Source organism: Rubellimicrobium mesophilum DSM 19309, from assembly GCF_000600335.2.
Taxonomy (GTDB): Bacteria; Pseudomonadota; Alphaproteobacteria; order Rhodobacterales; family Rhodobacteraceae; genus Rubellimicrobium; species Rubellimicrobium mesophilum.
Genome location: NZ_KK088572.1, coordinates 1 through 18794 on the forward strand (window position 1 = coordinate 1; position 18794 = coordinate 18794).

The 18794-nt window shown below is 72.5% G+C and carries 26 protein-coding genes; 5 read left to right on the top strand and 21 right to left on the bottom strand.

Going from position 1 to position 18794, the window contains the following annotated elements; translation table 11 throughout:
* Positions 1–236: 236 nt before the first annotated feature.
* From RUMESO_RS11550 to RUMESO_RS11590, 9 genes are all read right to left on the bottom strand, one after another.
* Positions 237–572 carry a DUF1491 family protein gene (locus RUMESO_RS11550; RefSeq protein ID WP_037280338.1) on the bottom strand — a complete coding sequence of 112 codons (336 nt, stop codon included), beginning with the start codon at positions 570–572 and terminating at the stop codon, positions 237–239.
* A gap of 79 nt (positions 573–651) precedes the next feature.
* Entirely contained in the window at positions 652–1584 is a 933-nt protein-coding gene (gene era / locus RUMESO_RS11555) for a GTPase Era (RefSeq protein ID WP_037280339.1), read from the bottom strand.
* The gene (rnc, locus tag RUMESO_RS11560; protein WP_037280430.1) at positions 1581–2252 is read right to left on the bottom strand and encodes a ribonuclease III; all 672 of its coding nucleotides are present in this window, start codon (positions 2250–2252) and stop codon (positions 1581–1583) included. The genes era and rnc overlap by 4 nt, the downstream gene beginning before the upstream one ends.
* Positions 2249–3307, bottom strand: coding sequence for a signal peptidase I (gene lepB / locus RUMESO_RS11565; RefSeq protein ID WP_051521263.1), 1059 nt, complete (start codon positions 3305–3307; stop codon positions 2249–2251). Before lepB (RUMESO_RS11565) ends, rnc begins: the two co-directional genes overlap by 4 nt.
* 93 nt (positions 3308–3400) lie before the next feature.
* Positions 3401–4252, bottom strand: a complete 852-nt coding sequence (gene lepB, locus RUMESO_RS11570) for a signal peptidase I (RefSeq protein ID WP_037280341.1) — start codon at positions 4250–4252, stop codon at positions 3401–3403.
* Between the two features lie 69 nt (positions 4253–4321).
* A complete protein-coding gene (locus RUMESO_RS11575; RefSeq protein ID WP_156362920.1) occupies positions 4322–5509 on the bottom strand; it encodes an MFS transporter in 1188 nt (395 codons plus the stop codon).
* Positions 5502–5903: a holo-ACP synthase gene (gene acpS, locus RUMESO_RS11580; RefSeq protein ID WP_037280344.1), complete on the bottom strand. Its 402-nt coding sequence runs from the start codon at positions 5901–5903 to the stop codon at positions 5502–5504. Before acpS ends, RUMESO_RS11575 begins: the two co-directional genes overlap by 8 nt.
* Positions 5904–5930: 27 nt before the next feature.
* Entirely contained in the window at positions 5931–6152 is a 222-nt protein-coding gene (locus RUMESO_RS11585) for a hypothetical protein (protein WP_037280345.1), read from the bottom strand.
* 135 nt (positions 6153–6287) lie between these two features.
* The gene (locus RUMESO_RS11590; protein WP_037280347.1) at positions 6288–6485 is read right to left on the bottom strand and encodes a hypothetical protein; all 198 of its coding nucleotides are present in this window, start codon (positions 6483–6485) and stop codon (positions 6288–6290) included.
* 100 nt (positions 6486–6585) lie between these two features.
* Between RUMESO_RS11590 and RUMESO_RS11595 the strand changes: the two genes are divergently transcribed.
* On the top strand, positions 6586–7494 hold the full coding sequence (locus RUMESO_RS11595) for a LysR substrate-binding domain-containing protein (protein ID WP_037280348.1): 909 nt from the start codon (positions 6586–6588) through the stop codon (positions 7492–7494).
* A gap of 2 nt (positions 7495–7496) precedes the next feature.
* Here RUMESO_RS11595 and RUMESO_RS11600 read toward each other — a convergent pair whose 3' ends face one another.
* The 8 genes from RUMESO_RS11600 to folK form a co-directional block, all read right to left on the bottom strand.
* Positions 7497–7688, bottom strand: a complete 192-nt coding sequence (locus tag RUMESO_RS11600) for a hypothetical protein (RefSeq protein WP_037280350.1) — start codon at positions 7686–7688, stop codon at positions 7497–7499.
* A gap of 82 nt (positions 7689–7770) precedes the next feature.
* Positions 7771–8283 carry a hypothetical protein gene (locus tag RUMESO_RS11605; RefSeq protein ID WP_037280351.1) on the bottom strand — a complete coding sequence of 171 codons (513 nt, stop codon included), beginning with the start codon at positions 8281–8283 and terminating at the stop codon, positions 7771–7773.
* Complete coding sequence (locus RUMESO_RS11610) at positions 8264–8752, bottom strand: nucleoside deaminase (RefSeq protein WP_051521264.1); 489 nt, start codon at positions 8750–8752, stop codon at positions 8264–8266. Before RUMESO_RS11610 ends, RUMESO_RS11605 begins: the two co-directional genes overlap by 20 nt.
* 54 nt (positions 8753–8806) lie before the next feature.
* Positions 8807–9556 (bottom strand): pyridoxine 5'-phosphate synthase, encoded by a 750-nt coding sequence (locus RUMESO_RS11615; RefSeq protein ID WP_037280352.1) that lies wholly within the window; start codon positions 9554–9556, stop codon positions 8807–8809.
* Between the two features lie 30 nt (positions 9557–9586).
* Positions 9587–10231 (bottom strand): DUF2062 domain-containing protein, encoded by a 645-nt coding sequence (locus RUMESO_RS11620; protein WP_037280353.1) that lies wholly within the window; start codon positions 10229–10231, stop codon positions 9587–9589.
* Positions 10231–12411, bottom strand: coding sequence for a RelA/SpoT family protein (locus RUMESO_RS11625; protein ID WP_051521265.1), 2181 nt, complete (start codon positions 12409–12411; stop codon positions 10231–10233). Before RUMESO_RS11625 ends, RUMESO_RS11620 begins: the two co-directional genes overlap by 1 nt.
* Positions 12412–12444: 33 nt before the next feature.
* A complete protein-coding gene (gene rpoZ, locus RUMESO_RS11630) occupies positions 12445–12798 on the bottom strand; it encodes a DNA-directed RNA polymerase subunit omega (RefSeq protein ID WP_037280355.1) in 354 nt (117 codons plus the stop codon).
* Between the two features lie 114 nt (positions 12799–12912).
* Positions 12913–13482: a 2-amino-4-hydroxy-6-hydroxymethyldihydropteridine diphosphokinase gene (gene folK / locus RUMESO_RS11635; protein WP_037280357.1), complete on the bottom strand. Its 570-nt coding sequence runs from the start codon at positions 13480–13482 to the stop codon at positions 12913–12915.
* Positions 13483–13584: 102 nt separating this feature from the next.
* On the opposite strand from folK, the gene RUMESO_RS11640 reads away from it, so the two are divergent.
* The 4 genes from RUMESO_RS11640 (at position 13585) to rnhA (ending at position 16078) form a co-directional block, all read left to right on the top strand.
* A complete protein-coding gene (locus RUMESO_RS11640) occupies positions 13585–14199 on the top strand; it encodes a LabA-like NYN domain-containing protein (protein ID WP_037280358.1) in 615 nt (204 codons plus the stop codon).
* A complete protein-coding gene (ispH, locus tag RUMESO_RS11645; RefSeq protein WP_037280360.1) occupies positions 14196–15146 on the top strand; it encodes a 4-hydroxy-3-methylbut-2-enyl diphosphate reductase in 951 nt (316 codons plus the stop codon). Before RUMESO_RS11640 ends, ispH begins: the two co-directional genes overlap by 4 nt.
* Positions 15147–15230: 84 nt before the next feature.
* A complete protein-coding gene (locus tag RUMESO_RS11650; protein WP_211262874.1) occupies positions 15231–15530 on the top strand; it encodes a hypothetical protein in 300 nt (99 codons plus the stop codon).
* 65 nt (positions 15531–15595) lie between these two features.
* Positions 15596–16078, top strand: coding sequence for a ribonuclease HI (gene rnhA / locus RUMESO_RS11655; protein WP_037280364.1), 483 nt, complete (start codon positions 15596–15598; stop codon positions 16076–16078).
* Between the two features lie 267 nt (positions 16079–16345).
* Here the strand turns inward: rnhA and fmt are convergent, their stop codons facing one another.
* From fmt to def (RUMESO_RS11675), 4 genes are read right to left on the bottom strand one after another with little or no spacing between them, the layout of a single operon-like run.
* Positions 16346–17245 (bottom strand): methionyl-tRNA formyltransferase, encoded by a 900-nt coding sequence (fmt, locus tag RUMESO_RS11660; RefSeq protein ID WP_037280366.1) that lies wholly within the window; start codon positions 17243–17245, stop codon positions 16346–16348.
* Positions 17242–17730, bottom strand: coding sequence for a peptide deformylase (def, locus tag RUMESO_RS11665; protein ID WP_037280368.1), 489 nt, complete (start codon positions 17728–17730; stop codon positions 17242–17244). Before def (RUMESO_RS11665) ends, fmt begins: the two co-directional genes overlap by 4 nt.
* The gene (def, locus tag RUMESO_RS11670; RefSeq protein ID WP_037280370.1) at positions 17727–18200 is read right to left on the bottom strand and encodes a peptide deformylase; all 474 of its coding nucleotides are present in this window, start codon (positions 18198–18200) and stop codon (positions 17727–17729) included. Before def (RUMESO_RS11670) ends, def (RUMESO_RS11665) begins: the two co-directional genes overlap by 4 nt.
* Entirely contained in the window at positions 18197–18751 is a 555-nt protein-coding gene (gene def, locus RUMESO_RS11675; RefSeq protein ID WP_051521269.1) for a peptide deformylase, read from the bottom strand. Before def (RUMESO_RS11675) ends, def (RUMESO_RS11670) begins: the two co-directional genes overlap by 4 nt.
* Positions 18752–18794 lie beyond the last annotated feature (43 nt).

An 18794-nucleotide genomic window follows, 5' to 3' on the forward strand; every position in this document is an offset into this window, starting at 1 on the left:
GCCGCCGCGCGTCGAACACGCGCCCCCCACGCCGGCCGGGTTGGCCCCCGGCGGCGTGGGACCGGAGGCCGCTCCGCCCCGCCGTGCCAACCCGGCGGGCGGAGAACGCTCCGACTCGGGGTCCACGCCCCCTGTCCCTCCACGCCCGGACTCCGCCGGGCCAAGGGACAGGGGGTCTAGGCCCCCCGTTCCTTCGGTCCCCGATACCTTGGGGGAGCGAAGCGAGGGACGGACCCCTACTCCAGCCCCTCCTCCCCGAGGAGGTGCCGCCCCGCCCGGTCCTCGACCTCGATCACCCAGAGGTCCGGGTCGAAGCGCCGCTGCCGCTGCACGGCCTCGTCCACCTCGCGCTCCTCGCCCTCGGCCAGCACCATCCAGGTCCGCTGCCCCGTCATCGGGTCGAAGCTCCGCTGGAACGCCTTCGCGCTCCCATCGAGCGTCGCCACCTTCACCAGCACCGCCCCCGCCGTCTCGTCCCCCTTGCGGACGACGAAGGCCGGGATCGCCAGCGCCTGCAGCCGCGCGAGATAGGCCGCGACCCAGATCCCCGCCTTCAGCCTCAGCTCCGGCATCCGTCAGGCCCCGTCGCGGTCGCCCCAAAGGGGCGCGGGCTCAAGCCCCGTCACGGTCGCCCCAAAGGGGCGCGGGCGGTCACGCCCCGTCACGGTAATCGAGCCCCATCTCGCCGTAGCGCTCCGGGTCCTCCAGCCAGTTCTCCTTGACCTTCACGGTCAGGAACAGGTGCACCTTGCGCCCCATGAACTCCTCGAGCTCCGCCCGCGCCGCCTGGCCCACGGCCTTGATCGTCTCGCCGCCCTTGCCCAGCACGATCCCCCGGTGCCCCTCGCGCGCGACGTAGATGATCTGGTCCACCCGCGCCGAGCCGTCCTTGCGCTCCTCCCAGGCCTCCGTCTCCACGGTCAACTCGTAGGGCAGCTCCTGATGCAGCCGCAGGGTCAGCTTCTCGCGGGTCATCTCCGCCGCGATCATCCGCATCGGCAGGTCGGCGAGCTGGTCCTCCGGATAGAGCCACGGCCCCTCCGGCATCCTCTCGCCCAGCCACTCCTTCAGGTCCTTCGTCCCATGCCCCCGCTCGGCGGAGATCATGAAGGTCCGCTCGAACGGAAAGGCCTCGTTCATCTCCTTGGACAGCGCCAGCAGCGCCTCGGCCTTGACCCGGTCGATCTTGTTGATCGCCAGCGCCACCGGCCGCCCGCCCACCTTCTCGCGAAGCGAGTCGAGGATCGCCTTCACCCCCTCGGTCATCCCCCGATGCGCCTCGATCAGCAGCACCACGAGGTCCGCGTCCGCCGCGCCCCCCCAGGCCGCCGCCACCATCGCGCGATCCAGCCGGCGTCGAGGCCGGAACAGCCCCGGCGTATCGACGAAGACGATCTGGGAGCTGCCCTCCATCGCCACGCCCCGGATGCGCGCCCGCGTCGTCTGCACCTTGTGCGTCACGATGGACACCTTGGCGCCCACCATCCGGTTCAGCAGCGTCGACTTCCCCGCGTTCGGCTCCCCGATCAGCGCCACGAAGCCCGCGCGCGTCGGCCCCTCCCGGGTCTCGGTCTCGTCCGTCATTCCAGTCTCCCCAACAGGGCCGCCGCCGCCGCGTGCTCGGCCGCGCGCTTGGTCGCCCCTTCGGCCCTCTCGGCCTCGCCCGTCGAAAGCCGCGCCTCGATGACGAAGCGCGGCTGGTGGTCGGGCCCTTCCCGTCCGATCAAGACATAGTCGGGCGGCGTCAAGCCCCGCGCCTGCGCCCATTCCTGCAGCGCGCTCTTGGCGTCCCGCGCATCCTCCGGCGCCGCCGCGATCCGGTCCTGCCAAAGGCCCAGGATCACCGCCCGCGCCGCCTCCAGCCCGCCGTCCAGATACACCGCCGCGATCACCGCCTCCATGGCGTCCGCCAGCAGCGCCTCCTTCTTGCGCCCGCCGCCGATCATCTCGGACCGCCCGAGCTTCAGCCCCGCGCCGAGGTCCACCGAGCGCGCCACCTCCGCGCAGGTCTCCCGCCGCACGAGCGCGTTGAAGCGCGGCGCGATCCGCCCCTCGTCGGCCCCGGGATCGGCCTCCAGCAGCGCCTCGGCCACCACCAGCCCCAGCACCCGGTCCCCCAGGAACTCGAGCCGCTGGTTGTCGGCCTCGCCGCCCCGCGATCCATGCGTCAGCGCCCGCACCAGCAGCGACGGGTCGCGGAACTCGTGCCCCAGCCGCCCGGACAGGTCCCGCAGCGTCCCCGACAGCTTCATCGCACGATCCCCCCGATCCGCCCCGGGCGCCAGCCGCGCGGGTCCCACCAGTGCCGTCCTTCCGCCGAGGCGACGACCATGTCCACCCGCCCGATCACCTGCCCCTCGCTCACGAAGCCCGTCCCGCCCACGGCGGGCGAGAGCCGGCTGTCCCGCGCCGCGTCGCGGTGGTCGCCCAGCACGTAGAACCGGCCACGGGGCACCTCGACCTCCAAGCCCGCGTCGAGCGGACGCGTCCCGGCGTCCAGAACAGCATATGTCGTGCCCTCCGGCAGAGTCTCAAGGAAACGGTGCGTCAGGCAGTCGGCGCCGAGCCCCACGGGCCCGTTGCCGCAGACCGGCATCACCCCCGCCGGCCCCTGCGGCCCGAAGACCTCGGCGAAGAGCCCGTCCTCGGCCAGCGCCGCCCTCGCCCCGTCGATCACCGGCACCCCGCCTTCGACCGCCACCCTCTCGCCCCCGAGCGCCACGACCCGCGCGACCCGGGGCGCGGCCTCGCCCTCGACGCGGAACGCGATCACGTCGCCCCGCCCCACCGTCACCGGCGCCCGCCGCACCAGCACGCGGTCCCCCGGCACCAGCGCGGGCTTCATCCCCTGCTCCGCGACCTCGGCGGTCGTCCAGATCAGGCTCCCGGCCAGCACCAGCGCCGCCACCCCGGCGACGCCCAGCCCCAGGAGCCGCCAGCCGCTGTCGGTCCGCCGCCGCCGCTGCGAGCTCGGCGTGACCAGAAGCGCCAGCAGCAGGGCCCACCGGAGCCAGGGCACCAGCAGCGCCCAGGCCCACCAGCCCGGCCGCCCGCTGTCGTTGAGCCGCCTCAGCGCGTGCCCCGTTCCCGGCACCAGCAGCGCCGCGAGCGGGATCGCCGCCAGCGCCTCGTGCCACCGGCTCCACCCCTCGACCCAGACGGGCCCGAGCCGGCCCACGACCCACAGGGCGCCCATGACGAGCAGGAGCGCCGCGAAGCCCACCGGCGTCGTGCGCCCCGTGGGATCGAGCCCCCGTCCGAGGAAACCCGTGGGCGAGAAGGGTTCGGCCATCGGCCGGCGCGCCATGGAGCCGCCCCTAGCGCCGCGAGCCGGCGCTCAGCGGCGTCCGGGCCCGCGCGCCCCTCATGCCAGGAGAATCGTGCACGTCGGAGGAAAGGGTCAGTCGATCGCCTTCAGGAAGCGGTCCGGCCGCCAGGTCCAGAAGGCCAGCATCGACCGCCCCGCCGAGGAGAACATGACCCGGTCCGCCCGCCCCACGAGGTTCTCGAAGGGGACGAAGCCCACGCCCTGCGGCTGCGGGAACCGCGAATCGGTCGAGTTGTCGCGGTTGTCGCCCATGAAGAAGAAGTAGCCGTCGGGCACCGTGTAGACCCCGGTGTCATCCTGCCGGAGCATCCCGATGTCGAGGATGTCATGCTCCACCCCGTTGGGCAGGGTCTCGACGTAGCGGTCCGAGACGCAGTCGCCGCCCTCCACCGGCCGCTCGCCCTTGCAGGAGGGTGGCAGGCCCTGCGGTCCCTGCGGCGCATAGACCTCGTGGAACTCGCCCGCGGGCTCGACCTGCACCGGCTCGTCGTTGATGTAGAGCAGGCCGTCCTTCATCTGGATGCGGTCGCCCGGCAGGCCGATCAGCCGCTTGATGAAGTCGGTGCCCGTCACCGGATGGCGGAAGACCACGACGTCGCCCCGCTCGGGCATGGAGCCCAGGATGCGGGTGTTGTCGCCGTCGAGGAAGCCGCAGAGGTCCTGCGCGTCGATGCCGGTGAAGGGGATCGAGGGGCAGGAGGCGTAGGAATAGCCGTAGGCCATCTTGTTGACGAACAGGAAGTCGCCGATCAGCAGCGTGTCCTTCATGGAGCCCGAGGGGATCCAGAACGGCTGGAAGAAGATCGTGCGGAAGGCGCCCGCGATCAGCAGCGCCCAGACCACGGTCTTGACCGTCTCCCAGACGCCCGCGGCGAAGCCCTGGTTGGTCTGCTCCGCCTCGCGGCGGTCCCGTCCGAATGCCATCCACCGCCCCCGCCTCTGCGCGACCGCCTTTGCGCGACGGGGCCTACCTGACGCCCCGGGCCCCTCAAGTCAACCCGCGCCGCCCCGCCGTCCCATCACCATGGCGCCAGCGGCGACGCCTATCATCAGGAGGCCTCCGGCCAGGAAGGGCGCGCCCACCGACAGCCATTCCGCCAGCCAGGCCCCCAGGAACGGCGCCACCAGCAGCGCCGAGAGGCTCGCCGCCTCGACCAGCGCGGCCACCCGGCCCATCATCCCCGGGGGCGTGGCCTCCTGCACCATGGCGCGCAGCGGCACCCGCCCGACCGAGCTCAGGAAGCCCACGGCCCCGGACAGCGCCAGGAACGGCAGGAGGGCCGCCTCCGCGCCCCGCATCTCCTGCAGCCCCAGCGCCGCGATCAGCAGCCCCGACCCCACCCCGGTCGCCGCGACGATCCCCAGCGGCCCCGCCCTGAGCCCCAGGAGACCGAGGCTCCCCAGCAGCCCGCCGCCCCCTACGAAGGCGAGGCAGAGCCCGAAGGCCTCCTCCCCCAGGCCCAGCTCGCGCACCAGCGGGGCGATCTGCGTGTCGTAGACGAAGATCGCGAAGGTCGAGGCCACGATCAGCCCGATCGCCCCCCGCAGCACCCGCGACCGCGCCACCAGCCCAAGGCCCTCGCGAAGCTCCGCCCAGACCGCCCCCGCCCCGGTCCCCGGCCGCGGCGCGAGCGGCGGCAGCGTCAGCGCGATCGCCGCCGCGAGCCCCGACATCGCCGCGTTCACCGCGAACACGCCGCGCGGGTCCAACGCCAGCAGCGCCGCCGCCCCCAGCGCCGGGGCCGCCACCTTGGTCGCCTGGTTCACCGCCTGGCTCAGCCCGTTCGCCGCGATCAGCCGCTCCGGCGGCACAAGCGCCGGCAGCGCCGCCTGCTTGGCGGGCGAGAAGAACGAATCCGCCACCGCCCGCAGCGCCACCACCGCGACGAGCCACGGCCAGGACGGCACGGCGATCAGCAGGAGCGTCGCCCCCGCCCGACCGAGGTTCGACAGCACCATGGTCCGCCGCAGCGGCCAGCAGTCCACGTGGACCCCGGCCAGCAGGCCCAGCGTCATCGGCGGCACCGCCACCGCCACCGCCGCCCAGGCGAAGGCGACCGACGGCGCCCTCCACTCGAAGGCCATCAGCGCGCCGACCGCCACCATGTCCAGCCAGTCCGCGAGGTCCGCCGGCGCCTGCACCGCGAGGAGCCGTCCCAGGCCCGAGGGCCGCCTAGGCAATCGGCCGCGCCTCGATCACCACGAAGGCCTGCGCCCAGGGATGGTCGTCGGTCAGCGTGACGTGCAGGATCGCCTCGTGCCCCGGCGGCGTCATCTGCCGCAGCCGGTCCGCCGCCCAGCCGGTGACGCGCATCACGGGCTGCCCGGAGGGCAGGTTCGAGACGCCCATGTCCCTCCAGGCGATGCCCATCCGCAGCCCCGTCCCCAGCGCCTTGGAGCAGGCCTCCTTGGCCGCCCAGCGCTTGGCCAGCGTCGCCGCCTCGTGCGGGCGCGACCGGGCCTTGCGCAGCTCCACCTCGGTGAAGACGCGGTCGCGGAAGCGGTCGCCGAAACGCTGGAGCGTCCCCTCGATCCGCTCGATGTTGCACAGGTCCGTGCCGATGCCGAGGATCACCGGGGACCCTCGGGGCGGCGGCGCGGATCAGGCGGCGTAGGGGATGGCATCGGGCTCCTGCGGCAGCGGCTCGGATGCGCTTACCGCATCGGCCTCCGCGCCGCGAGAGGGATGTCGCGGAAAGGGCAGGTCCGCCAGCTCGAGGCGCGTCATGCCGGCAAAGGCCGGATGATCGATCAGGTCGGGCTCGAAGCCCTCGTCGGGATCGGCGAGCAGGCTGGCGAGGCGAGAAAGGAGAGAGCGCAGCATCGTGGTCCTCCGTTTCCAGTGACCCGACAATGCTCCGCTTCGGACCTAACCTCTGTCCCCCAGGGAACAGTCACCGACGATGCCCAAGAGGCCCCGGCGGGGCCGCCTCCGCGCTCGCCGGGGCGGCCCGGAAGGTCAGGCCGCCGGACGGACGGCCTTGCCCTGCATCTCGGCGACCTCCGGCCTCGGCAGCGGCAGGTCCGCCAGCTCCCGCGGCGACATCCGCCGCAGCGCCGGATGGTCGAGCGGCTCGGCGGCCGGCGCCTCGGCAGGTCCGAGGCGCCGGCGCAAGGCGTCGGTCATGAAATGCAGCACGGGAATGAGGTGGGTCATATCGCCTCCGTGTAACGGCAGTGTTTCAATGACCCGATCATGCGCCTCCCCGCGCCGCGCCGCATTGCCGGATCGGTGGACGGGGGTATAGCCTCGCTATATGCCCAACCCGCTGAACCGCGTGCCGCTCCAGTCCCTCCGCGCCGTGGAGGCGGTCGCCCGCCTCGGCACGCTGCGCGCCGCCGCCGAGGACCTGGGCGTGACCCCCGGCGCCGTGAGCCAGCAGGTCATCCGGGCCGAGCAGGTCCTGGGTCGCGCCCTCTTCGACCGCCAGCCGAGCGGCATGGTCCCCTCCGGCCCCTCCGCCGAGGTCCTGGCGCTCCTCCGGCGCGGCTTCGCGGACCTCACGGCCGCCGTCGCCCGCGCGGCCCCGCAGGGCGAGGACTGCCTCACCGTCTCGGTCGCGCCGATCCTCGCCTCGCGCTGGCTGATCTGGCGGCTTCCGAAGTTCCGCGCCGCCCATCCGGCGATCCGGGTCCGCATCGACGCCGACCTCGCCCTCACCGATCCAGGGGCGGAGATCGACCTCTGCGTCCGCGTCGGACGCGGCCACTGGCCCGGCGTCCGGGCCGAACGCCTCGCCCCCCAGGTCATCTTCCCCGTCTGCGCGCCCGACATGGCGGTGCGCCTGCGGGACCACGCCGACCTCGCCCGCGTCCCGATCATCCGCGAGACCCGTGCCAACTTCGGCTGGGAGGACTGGCTCGGCCCCGAGGGGCGGCTCGACGTCGTGCCGGGCGACGGCCCGCTCTTCTCGGACGCGCAGCTCTGCCTCGACGCCGCCATCTCGGGCGAGGGCGTGTTCCTGACCTTCGAGTCGCTGGCCGCCGACCCCCTCGCGATGGGCCGCCTGGCCGAGCCCTTCAAGGGCCGCCACGCGACGCCCAACGCCTACTGGATCGTCACGCCCGCCGACGGATCGGTCCGCCGCCCGGTCCGCGCCTTCATCGACTGGCTCCGGGCCGAGTTCGCGGGCGCGGGCCTCGGCGCCACCCGTCCGCCCGGCTGACCTCAGGCGGCGCGGCGCAGCGGGACCAGGGTCTCGATATAGCCCGGCCGGGGCGCCTCGGCCGGCGCGCGGCCGGACAGCTCCCGCAGCGCGGCGACGTCGATGGGGGGAAGCGGAACCTCCTCGGGAGGCGGGTCGAGGCGGAGGCGCATGGAATGGCGCAGCAACGCGCCCAGGACAGGATCGGAATACATGTCGGCACCTGAAAAGCGGGTGGTCTGAATGGTCCCACCCTACTCCTCGCGCGCCGGCCGCTCACGTCGGGTATTCCCGACCCTATGGGGCCTCGCCCTCGTCCGGCGCGGCCTCGTCCCCCTCCAGCGCCGCGACGAGGGAGTCGTCCCGGACCCCGAAGGTCAGGCTCAGCGTCAGCTCCTCCAGCTCGGTCGACTCGGGCACGAAGCGCAGCGCCGGCACCCGCGCCGTCAGCGTCGCGGCCTCCGGGTCCTCCTCGACCTCCGCCGCGCCCACGTCGAGCGAGGCGAAGCCCAAGCCGCCCTCGGTGACGATGCGGCAATGGCGCGGCGGCGCCGCCAGGGTCTCGGCGGGCGGGACCTCCTCCGCCGGCGCCTCCTCCACCGGCGGCAGCGTCAGCACGAGGAGCTTCACCCCCTCCTCCCCCGCGCCGTGCAGGAGCGCGAGCCGGATCGCGCCCTCGCCGAGCGGGCGGCTCGTCTCCTCCCAGGGCTCCACGAGGTCCGTCACCGCCGGCACGCCGTCGCAGTCGGCGACCTGCTGCGCCCAGGCCGGCGCGGCGAGAACAAGCAGGCTAAGCGTCCCCGTCCGCATAAAGGTCGATCGCCTCCTCCAGCACGCCGCCGACGGCGGTGAAGCCCGCCCCGGCCTTCTGGAAGTCAGATAGGCGCAGCCCGCCGAACTGGAAGTACTTGGGGTGCACCGCCTCCTGCCGCGCGGCGAAGACCACGCGCCCGATCCCCGCCCAGCGCATCGCCGCGAGGCACATCTCGCAGGGCTGCAGCGTCGTCACCAGCGTCGCCCCGGCCAGGTCCACCCGGCCCAGCGCCTCGCAGGCCGCCGCGATGGCGACGATCTCGGCATGGCGGCTCGGGTCGCGGGCCTCGCCCACCTCGTTCGCCCGCATCGCGATCACCCGGTCGCCCGACATCACCGCCGCGACGAAGGCGGCCTTGCCGTCATCCGCCAGAGCCCAGGCCCGCCGGACCGCCTCGCGCAGCGCCTCCCGTTCGGCCTCGGTGGCCGAAGGAGCGTCGGGCGGGGGGCCGAGCGGGTCGGGCATGGGTGCCTCCGGGGAGTCCGCCGGCCCAACGGCCCGTCGCCCGGCCCCGTTCCGTCAGATCCCCTCGCGGGCGGCGTCCATCCGCCGGCGCATCTCGGCGATGGCGGGCGCGAGGCCCTGCATGATCGCCTCGCCGATCAGGAAATGGCCGATGTTCAGCTCCCGCATCTCGGGGATCGCCGCGATGGGCGCCACCGTCTCGTAGGTGAGCCCATGCCCCCCATGGACCTCCAGGCCGAGGCCATGGGCCTGAGCCGCCGCCGCCCGGATGCGCCCAAGCTCCGCGTCCCGCTCCGCCTCGTGCCCCTCGTGGTGGGCGTCGCAGTAGGCGCCGGTGTGGATCTCGATCACCGCCGCGCCGACCCGCGCCGCCGCCTCCACCTGCCGGGGGTCCGCCCCGATGAACAGCGACACCCGCGCGCCCATCTCACGCAGCGGCGCGATGAAGCCCGCGATCCGCTCCTCCGCGCCCGCGACGTCGAGGCCCCCCTCGGTCGTCCGCTCCTCCCGCCGCTCCGGCACGACGCAGATCGCGTGGGGGCGGTGGCGCAGCGCGATGGCCTGCATCTCCCCAGTGGCGGCCATCTCGAAGTTCAGGGGCTTGGTCAGCGACCCCATCAGCCGCTCGATGTCGCGGTCGCCGATGTGGCGCCGGTCCTCGCGCAGGTGGGCGGTGATGCCGTCGGCGCCCGCGGCCTCGGCGATCAGCGCCGCGCGCACCGGGTCGGGGAAGGCCGTCCCCCGCGCGTTCCGCACCGTCGCCACATGGTCGATGTTGACCCCGAGCCTCAGCCGCTCCGCCATGCCGCTCCCTCCCTGTCCGGTCCGCCCAGCCTAGCGCCCCATCGGCCCGGCGCCAGGGGTCTTGCGGAGCTGCGAGAGCTTCTCCTCCAGCGCCTTCCGGCGCCCCGCCTGGTAGGCCCGCGCGAGCTGCACCGTGACCCAGTAGCAGGCGACCGCGATCAGGACCCCGGGACCGACCCCGCCCACGAAGTAGGGCACGAAGACCTCGCGGAAGAACACCCGCAGCCCCGCCCAGTCCATCGTCTCCGAGGTGAAGATGGCCCAGAAGTTGTGCCAGAGGTCCCAGCCCGCCTCGCTGAAGTAGCGGCCCAGGTCCTTGACCAGGTGCGCGTCGAGCTCCTTGCCCAGGATCCAGTAGCCCAGCGCCATGGCCATGGCGCTGATCGGCACCAGCGTGACGAAGTTGTTGATGAAGGTGCCGATCAGCGAGGCGATGAGGTTGCCCCGGATCAGCTTGGCGATCACCAGCCCGCCGATGAAATGGAGCCCGTAGAGTGGCGTGAAGCTGATGAAGACCCCCGCCGCCATGCCGCGCCCGATCTTCTCGGGGCTGTCGGGCAGGCGGCGGAGCCGGTGCTTGATGTAGTTCAGCGCCCGCATCCAGCCGCCGCGCGGATAGACCGCCTCGGCCGCCGCGCGCCACGGGGTCCGCCGATCCCGCCGCCGGAAGACCATCAGCGCCGGGGCGGCGTCAGGGTCGCCCGCGTCGGGTCCCGGAAGCGGGCCACCGCCGAGACGTTGGTCTCGGCCTCGAGCGCGGTCATGACGCGGTGCAGGTGCTCGACGTTGCGCAGGTCCACGTCGATCAGGAGGCGGTAGTAGTCGGGCTTGCGGTCGGTGAACTGGAGGTCCGAGATGTTCGCCCCCTGCTCCCCGATCAGGGTGCAGACGCGGCCCAGCACGCCCGGCCCGTTGGAGATGGTCAGCTCCAGCGTCACCGTGTTGACGGGCCGGTGGTTGCCCTCCTGCCAATGGAGGTCCACCCAGCGGTCCGACTGGTCCTCGTAGTCGGCGAGCGCCGGGCAGTCGATGGCGTGGACCACCACCCCCTGCCCCCGGTGGGTGATCCCCACGATCCGCTCGCCCGGCACCGGCTGGCAGCAGAGCGCGCGGCGGAAGGCCTGGTCGGGGCTCAGGCCCACGACGGCGCGCTTCTCGTCCACCTCCTCGCCGGGGCGGCGGGCGAGGTCGGGGTAGAGGATGTTCACCACCTGCCGCGCGGTGATCTCGGCGCTGCCGAGCCGCGCCAGCAGATCCTCCTCGTCGTCGAGGCCCAGCGCCTTGGCGGCGGTGCGCAGCGCCTTGTCGGTTGCCTTCTTGCCGACGTTCTCGAAGGCCACGCGGGCGAGCTCGGCCCCGAGCTTGATGAACCGCTCCCGGTCCTCCTCGCGCAGGGCCCGCCGGATCGCGCTCTTGGCCCGCCCCGTCACGGCGATGCCGATCCAGCTCGCCTGCGGGGTCTGGCCCTCGGCGGTGATGATCTCGACCATCTGCCCGTTCTTGAGCCGCGAGTAGAGCGGCACCCGCACCCCATCGACCTTGGCGCCCACGCAGGCATGGCCGATCCGCGTGTGGATCGCATAGGCGAAGTCGATGGGCGTGGCCCCCCTCGGCAAGGGGATCACGTGCCCCTTGGGCGTGAAGCAGAAGACCTGGTCCTGGTACATCTCCAGCTTCACGGCCTCGAGGAACTCCCCGTGGTCGTGGCCCTCGTCCAGGCGCTCGGTCATCTGGGCGATCCAGCGGACCGGATCGACCGCGAAGCGGTTCTCGCTGCGGATGCCGTCCTTGTAGGACCAGTGGGCGGCGACGCCCGACTCCGCGACCTCGTGCATCTCCTGGGTGCGGATCTGCACCTCGACCTGCTTGCCGTCCCGGCCCGAGACGGTGGTGTGGATGCTCCGGTAGCCGTTCGACTTGGGCTGGCTGATGTAGTCCTTGAACCGCCCCGGCACCGCGCGCCAGCGCTGGTGGATCAGCCCCAGGATGCGGTAGCAGTCGGCCTCGGTCTCGCAGATGATGCGGAAGCCGTAGATATCCGACAGCCGCGAGAAGGCCTGGTCCTTGGTCTGCAGCTTGCGCCAGATCGAATAGGGCTTCTTGGCCCGCCCCGTGACCGTGGCCTTGACCCACTCCCGCTCCAGGAGGTCGCGGATGTCCTCCACGATCTTCTTGATGACGGTGTCGGTCTCGTCCTGCAGCGTGATGAAGCGGCGGATGACGGAGGCCCGCGCCTCGGGCATCAGCACGCGGAAGCTCAGGTCCTCGAGCTCCTCGCGCATCCACTGCATCCCCATGCGCCCGGCCAGCGGCGCATAGATGTCCATCGTCTCCCGGGCCTTCTGGGCCTGCTTCTCCGGGGACATGGACTTGATCGTCCGCATGTTGTGCAGCCGGTCGGCGAGCTTGACCAGCGTCACGCGCAGGTCGCGGCTCGTCGCCATGAAGAGCTTGCGGAAGTTCTCGGCCTGGCGCGTCTCGTCCGACCGGATCTGCATCTTGGTCAGGTTGGTGACGCCCTCGACCAGCTCGGCGATCTCGGGGCCGAACTCGCGCTCGATCTGCGCGTGGGAGGCCTTGGTGTCCTCCAGGGTGTCATGGAGCAGCGCCGTGACGATGGTGGCGTCGTCCATCTGCTGCTCGGCCAGCAGGCGCGCCACCGCGACGGGATGGGTGAAGTAGGGCTCCCCGCTCTTGCGGAGCTGCCCGTCGTGCATCCTCTCGCCAAAGGCCCAGGCCTTGCGGATCAGCGTCTCGTTCGAGCGGGGGTTGTAGCCCTTGACGAGCGCGACCAGGTCGTCGGGCGTGACGGCTGCGCCTGCGCCCGTGGCCAATGCGATGGCTTGGTCCTGCATCCCGTCCCCCCTGGCGGACCGGGGTCCGCCGGATCAGCGCTGGCCCTGCGCCTCCATGAGGGCGCGGAGCATCCGCTCCTCGTCCATGTCGTTCTGCACCGGGCGGTCCATCTCGGCGCCCATGAGCAGCGCCATGGCGTCCTCCTCGGGCTCGTCCACCTCGATCTGGGTCTGGTTGGCGGCGATCATGCGCTCGCGCAGGTCCTCGGCCTGCTGGGTCTCGTCGGCGATCTCGCGCAGGGCCACGACGGGGTTCTTGTCGTTGTCGCGCTGCACGGTCAGCGGCGAGCCCGAGGCGAGCTCCCGCGCGCGGTGGGCGGCGAGCATGACGAGCTCGAAGCGGTTGGGAACCTTGTCGACGCAGTCTTCGACGGTCACGCGGGCCATGGGACACTCCCGGAAATAGCGGTGGGGCCGGGCGCGCGGATTCGTCCGGCGGTCCGGCCTCGGAAGCCTTCCAGCTAATGCCTCGGGTTCCGCTTGACAAGCCGCAATCCGCCCCTAGCCCGCTGACAAGGGCGCGATCCCCTCCCGCGCCTCGGGCGGCAGCGCCTCCAGCATCTCCCGCACGCTCCTCCCGATCAAGGGATGACGCCAGTCCGGGGCGACCTCGGCCAGCGGCATCAGCACGAAGCCCCGGTCCTGCATCCGGGGATGCGGCAGGATCAGCCGGTCGGGCGCCTCCCGCCCCTGCCGCTCCGAATCGAGCCCGCGCCAGGCCTCCTGCGTGGCCGCGTCCGGCCGCACCGCATCCCCCCAGGCCAGGAGGTCGAGGTCAAGCACCCGCGGGCCCCACCTCGCCTCCCGCGTGCGACCGAACGTCGCCTCGATGCCGTGCAGGCGGTCCAGCAGCGCCTCGGGCGGGAGCGTCGTCTCGATGGCGGCGGCGGCGTTCACATAGTCGGGCCCGCCCGGTGGCCAGGACGGGCTTTTCCAGAGCAGGCTTGAGGTTAGCCCCTGTCCCAGCCCGCTCAGGAGCTCCAGCGCGGCGGCCACCGTCTCGGCCGGAGTCCCCCGGGGCGAGGCGAGGTTGGACCCCAGCGCCACGAGGGCAACGGTCGCGTCTCCCATATCGTCCTCCACTTGCACGGCTTGCAGGCTCGCTTATGTTGTCGGCATTACCCCCGCTGCCACAGGCCATCGGGCCAGATGGCCGTTCACGAAAGGCATTTCATGTTCTACCGCGACGATCGCCTCGCACTCTTCATCGACGGCTCCAACCTTTACGCCGCCGCCAAGGCCCTGGGCTTCGACATCGACTACAAGCTCCTCCGGGCCGAGTTCATGCGCCGGGGCAAGCTCGTCCGCGCCTTCTACTACACCGCCCTTCTGGAAAACGACGAATACTCCCCCATCCGCCCGCTGGTCGACTGGCTGAACTACAACGGCTTCACCATGCGGACCAAGCCCGCCAAGGAGTACACGGACTCCCTCGGCCGCCGGAAGGTCAAGGGCAACATGGACGTGGAGCTCTGCGTCGACGCCATGGAGCTCGCCCCCCACGTGGACCATGTGGTGCTCTTCTCCGGCGACGGCGACTTCAAGCCGCTGGTCGAGGCGCTGCAGCGCAAGGGCGTGCGCGTCTCGGTCTGCTCGACCATCCGCAGCCAGCCGCCCATGATCTCCGACGACCTGCGCCGGCAGGCCGACAACTTCATCGACCTCGAGGACCTGCGCGACGTGGTCGGCCGCCCCCCGCGCGAGCCGCGCCCCGAGGGGAGCCGCCCCTGGCCGCGCGAGCAGCAGACGGCCGCCGAATCCCCGGCCTCGATCCCCGCCGAGGAATGACCCGTCCGCCCCTGACGCTGCACCTCGCGGCCCCGCGCGGATTCTGCGCCGGGGTGGACCGCGCCATCCGCATCGTGGAGCTGGCCCTGGAGAAATGGGGCGCCCCCGTCTACGTCCGCCACGAGATCGTCCACAACCGCACCGTGGTGGACAGCCTGCGCGCCAAGGGCGCCGTCTTCGTCGAGGAGGTCCACGAGGCCCCCGCCGACCGCCCCATTGTCTTCTCCGCCCACGGCGTCGCCAGGTCGGTCCCCGCCGAGGCCGCCGCGCGGAACATGATCCAGGTGGACGCCACCTGCCCGCTGGTGACCAAGGTCCACATCGAGGCCGCCCGCCACCACGAGAACGGCCTCCAGCTCGTGATGATCGGCCACGCCGGCCACCCCGAGACCGTCGGCACCATGGGCCAGCTCCCTCCCGGCGAGGTGCTGCTGGTGGAGGACGTGGAGGACGTGGCCAGCCTCCAGGTCCGCGACCCCGACCGCCTCGCCTTCGTGACGCAGACCACGCTCTCGGTGGACGACACCGCCGGCATCATCGCGGCGCTGCGCGACCGCTTCCCCTCCATCCTCGGCCCGGGGCGCGAGGACATCTGCTACGCCACGACGAACCGCCAGATGGCGGTCAAGGCCATGGCCCCCTCCTGCGAGGCGATCCTCGTCGTCGGCGCGCCCAACTCCTCGAACTCCCGCCGCCTCGTGGAGGTCGCGCGCAAGGCCGGCTGCCCGCACGCCCAGCTCATCGAGACCGCCGCCCAGATCGACTGGCGCGCGCTGGAGGGCGCCCGCTCCCTCGGCCTCACCGCCGGCGCCTCCGCCCCCGAGGAGCTGGTGAACGAGGTCATCGACGCCCTCCGCGCCCGCTGGGACGTCACCGTCCTCCCCGTGGTCGCCGCCGAGGAGGACGTGGAGTTCAAGGTCCCCCGCATCCTGCGCGAGCCCGCCTGACGCCGCGCGATGTGGCCCCCGCGCCACGGTCCGACCCCCTCCCACGGCCCGCTTGACCCAGGTCAAGGTCCGCCCGCGCGACCCGTGCGCGACTGGGGCATCAGCCACGGGGGACCCGAGATGAACCACAGCCACCGCAAGGTCCTGCACAGCCTCTTCGCCCACCCGATCCCGACGAACCTCCACCTCCACGAGGTCGAGAGCGTCCTGCGCGAGCTCGGGGCCGAGATCGGGCATTCGGGCCACGGCCGCTTCACCGCGACGCTCGCGGGCCATCACGTCAGCCTCCACGGCGGCGACCACGGCCTGACCCGGGACGAGGTCGCGCAGGTCCGCAAGGCGCTCGAGGCCGCCGGCATCGCCCCCGCCGACTTCCCGGCCTGACGGCTGGTTGCGCCCCCGACCGGGGCGGGCTAGGCCACGGGCCTCCGACTCGCGAGGTTCCCGCCATGCCCGCCCTCTTCGCCTACACCGACGGCGCCTGCTCCGGGAATCCGGGGCCCGGCGGCTGGGGCGCCCTCCTCCTCGCGCGCGAGGGTGACGCGGTCGTCAAGGAGCGCGAGCTCTCGGGCGGCGAGCCCATGACGACCAACAACCGCATGGAGCTCCTCGCCGCCATCAACGCGCTCGAGTCGCTCGACCGCCCCTCGGCGATCACGGTCGTCACCGACTCGGCCTACGTGAAGGGCGGGATCACCGAATGGCTCGCCAACTGGAAGCGGCGCGGCTGGCGCACCTCCACGAACGAGCCCGTCAAGAACGAGGATCTCTGGCGCCGCCTGGAGGAAGCCGCCTCGCGCCACAAGGTCACCTGGCGCTGGATCAAGGGCCACGCCGGCCACGAGGAGAACGAGCGCGCCGACGCCCTCGCCCGCGCCGGCATGGCGCCGTTCAAGCCGAAGAAGGCCGCGCGGCCCGCCGCCGCGTCCTAGCCGTCCGGTCCCGCCACCAAGCGACAGACCCATCGGAGAAGAGGTCCGGCCTGGAACACCATTCGGTTCAGACGAGCCGGACGCGCCCCGCCCAGTCCAACCCCCGCCGGCGCGGTTCCCGCCGCCTCGACGCCGCATCCGCAACAATATCCTTGGTGCCGTTAACGGCCCCTTAACCTGTCCCTGTCATGGTGGAGCCGTCCCGAGTCGCCAGCTCGCGGGGTAGGGGAAGCTGCGTCCTCCGCCCGGACGTGCCCCCAGAACACCCTAGCCCAGCCGTGCCCCCGGGTCCCACCCCCGCAGCGCCTCCGCCGCCGGCATCGCCCTAGCCCCCGCCCGCTGCACCTCCAGCACCTCGACCGCCCCCTCGCCACAGGCGACGGTCAGCCCCGAGAGCACCTGCCCCGGCTCCCCCGAGCCCTCCGCCAGCCGCGACCGCAGCAGCTTCACCCGCTCGCCCCCGGCCTCGCACCACGCCCCCGGAAACGGCGAGAGCCCCCGGATCAGCCGATCCACCTCCGCCGCCGGCCGCGTCCAGTCCACCCGCGCCTCGGCCTTGTCGATCTTCCTGGCATAGGTCACGCCGTCCTCGGCCTGCACCTCCGGCACCAGCCTTGGCAGCCGCCCCAGCGCCTCCACGATCAGCCGCGCCCCAAGGTCACTCAACCGGTCATGCAGGTCCCCGGTCGTGTCCGTCCCGCCGATCGCCATCGCCTCGCGCAACAGCACCGGCCCGGTGTCGAGCCCCGCCTCCATCCGCATGATGCAGACGCCCGTCTCCGCGTCCCCCGCCATCACCGCCCGATGGATCGGCGCCGCCCCCCGCCAGCGCGGCAACAGCGAGGCGTGGATGTTGAGGCACCCATGCGTCGGCGCATCCAGCACCGCCTGCGGCAGGATCAGCCCATAGGCCACCACCACCGCCACCTCGACGCCCAAGCCCGCGAACTCCGCCTGCGCCTCGGGCGTCCGCAGCGAGGTCGGATGCCGCACCGGAATCCCCCGCGCCTCCGCCTCGGCCTGCACCGGCGAGGGCCTCTCCTTCTGACCCCGCCCGGCCGGTCGCGGCGGCTGGCAATAGACGCAGGCGACCTCGTGCCCGGCCCCGATCAGCGCCCGCAAGGGCGCTACCGAGAACTCCGGCGTCCCCATGAAGGCGATCCTCACGCCTTCCGCGCCTTCCGCAGCAGCATGTCCCGCTTCACTCGGCTCAGCCGGTCGAAGTACATCCGGCCCGCCAGATGATCGATCTGGTGCTGCACGCTCGTCGCCCAGAGCCCCACGAAGTCCCGCTCCTCGACCTCGCCCGACTCGTTCAGGAACCTCACCGTCACCGCCCGGGGCCGCGAGATCACCGCCGACACCCCCGGCAGGCAGGGCGAGGCCTCCTCGTGCTCCCGCATCTGCACGCTCGCATGGAGCACCTCCGGGTTCGCCATCCTGACCGCCTGCCCCCGCGCCTCGGACGCATCGACCACGGCCAACGCCAGCCCCACCCCGATCTGCGGCGCGGCGAGACCCACCCCCGGCATCGCCTCCATGACCTCGACCATTCCGTCCCAGACGCCACGCACCTCGTCGGTGATCCCGTCCACGAGGTCCGCTGGGCGCCGTAGCACCGGATTCGGCCAGAGCAGGACGGGCCGCGTCACGCCCCCGTCTCCGGAGCGGGCTCCTCCCGGTCGATGCACAGGATCCCATCGAGGTGGTCCAACTCATGCTGCACGCAGGTCGCGGCGAAGCCCTCGAAGGTGTCCTCCTGCCACTCGCCCCCAAGGTCCTGCCAGCGCAGCGCCACCTCGGCCGGGCGGCTCACCCGCGACACCCGCTCGGGGATCGACAGGCACCCCTCCTCGCGCGTGACCATGTCGTGCGAGGTCCCGATGACCTCCGGGTTCACGAAGACCTGCGGATCAGGCTCCCCGTCCTTCCAGGCCACGTCCATGACGAAGAGCCGCACCGGCAGCCCCACCTGCGGCGCGGCGAGGCCCCGCCCGGGGGCGTCGTACATCGTCTCCAGCATATCGCGTGCGAGGTCCCGCAGCCCTTCGTCGAACGCCTCGACCGGCGCCGCCACCTCGCGCAGCACCGGATCGGGGATATGGACGATGGGCCGGATCAAAGCTGCGCGGCCTCGTGGCCCTTGGGATGCGGCTTCTCGCGCGCGAGGTCGCGCTTCAGCTTCTCCATCTTGCGGGTGATGACCCCGCGCTTGATGGTCCCCAGATAGTCGATGAACAGCTTGCCGTTCAGGTGGTCGATCTCGTGCTGCACGCAGACCGCCCAAAGCCCCTCGAACCGCTCCCGCTGGGCCTTCCCCTCAAGGTCGATCCAGGTCACCTCGACCGCCTTGGGCCGGACCACCTCGGCGAAGTGGTCCGGGATCGACAGGCACCCCTCCTCGTAGGGCCCGGTCTCCTCGGACCGCCAGGCGATCTCGGGGTTCGCCAGCGCGAGGGGTCGGCGCGGCTCATCGTCCCGCGAGCAGTCCATGACGATCAGGCGGCTCATCACCCCCACCTGCGGCGCGGCGAGGCCGATGCCCGGCGCCTCGTACATGGTCTCCAGCATGTCCTCGGCCAGCCGGCGGAGGCTTTCGTCGAAGGCGGTCACGGGCTTGGCCACGGCCTTGAGGCGCGGGTCGGGATGAAGGAGGATCGGTCGGATGCTCATGCCCCCGATGTAGGCGAGAGGCCGCATCCGCGCAACCGCACCC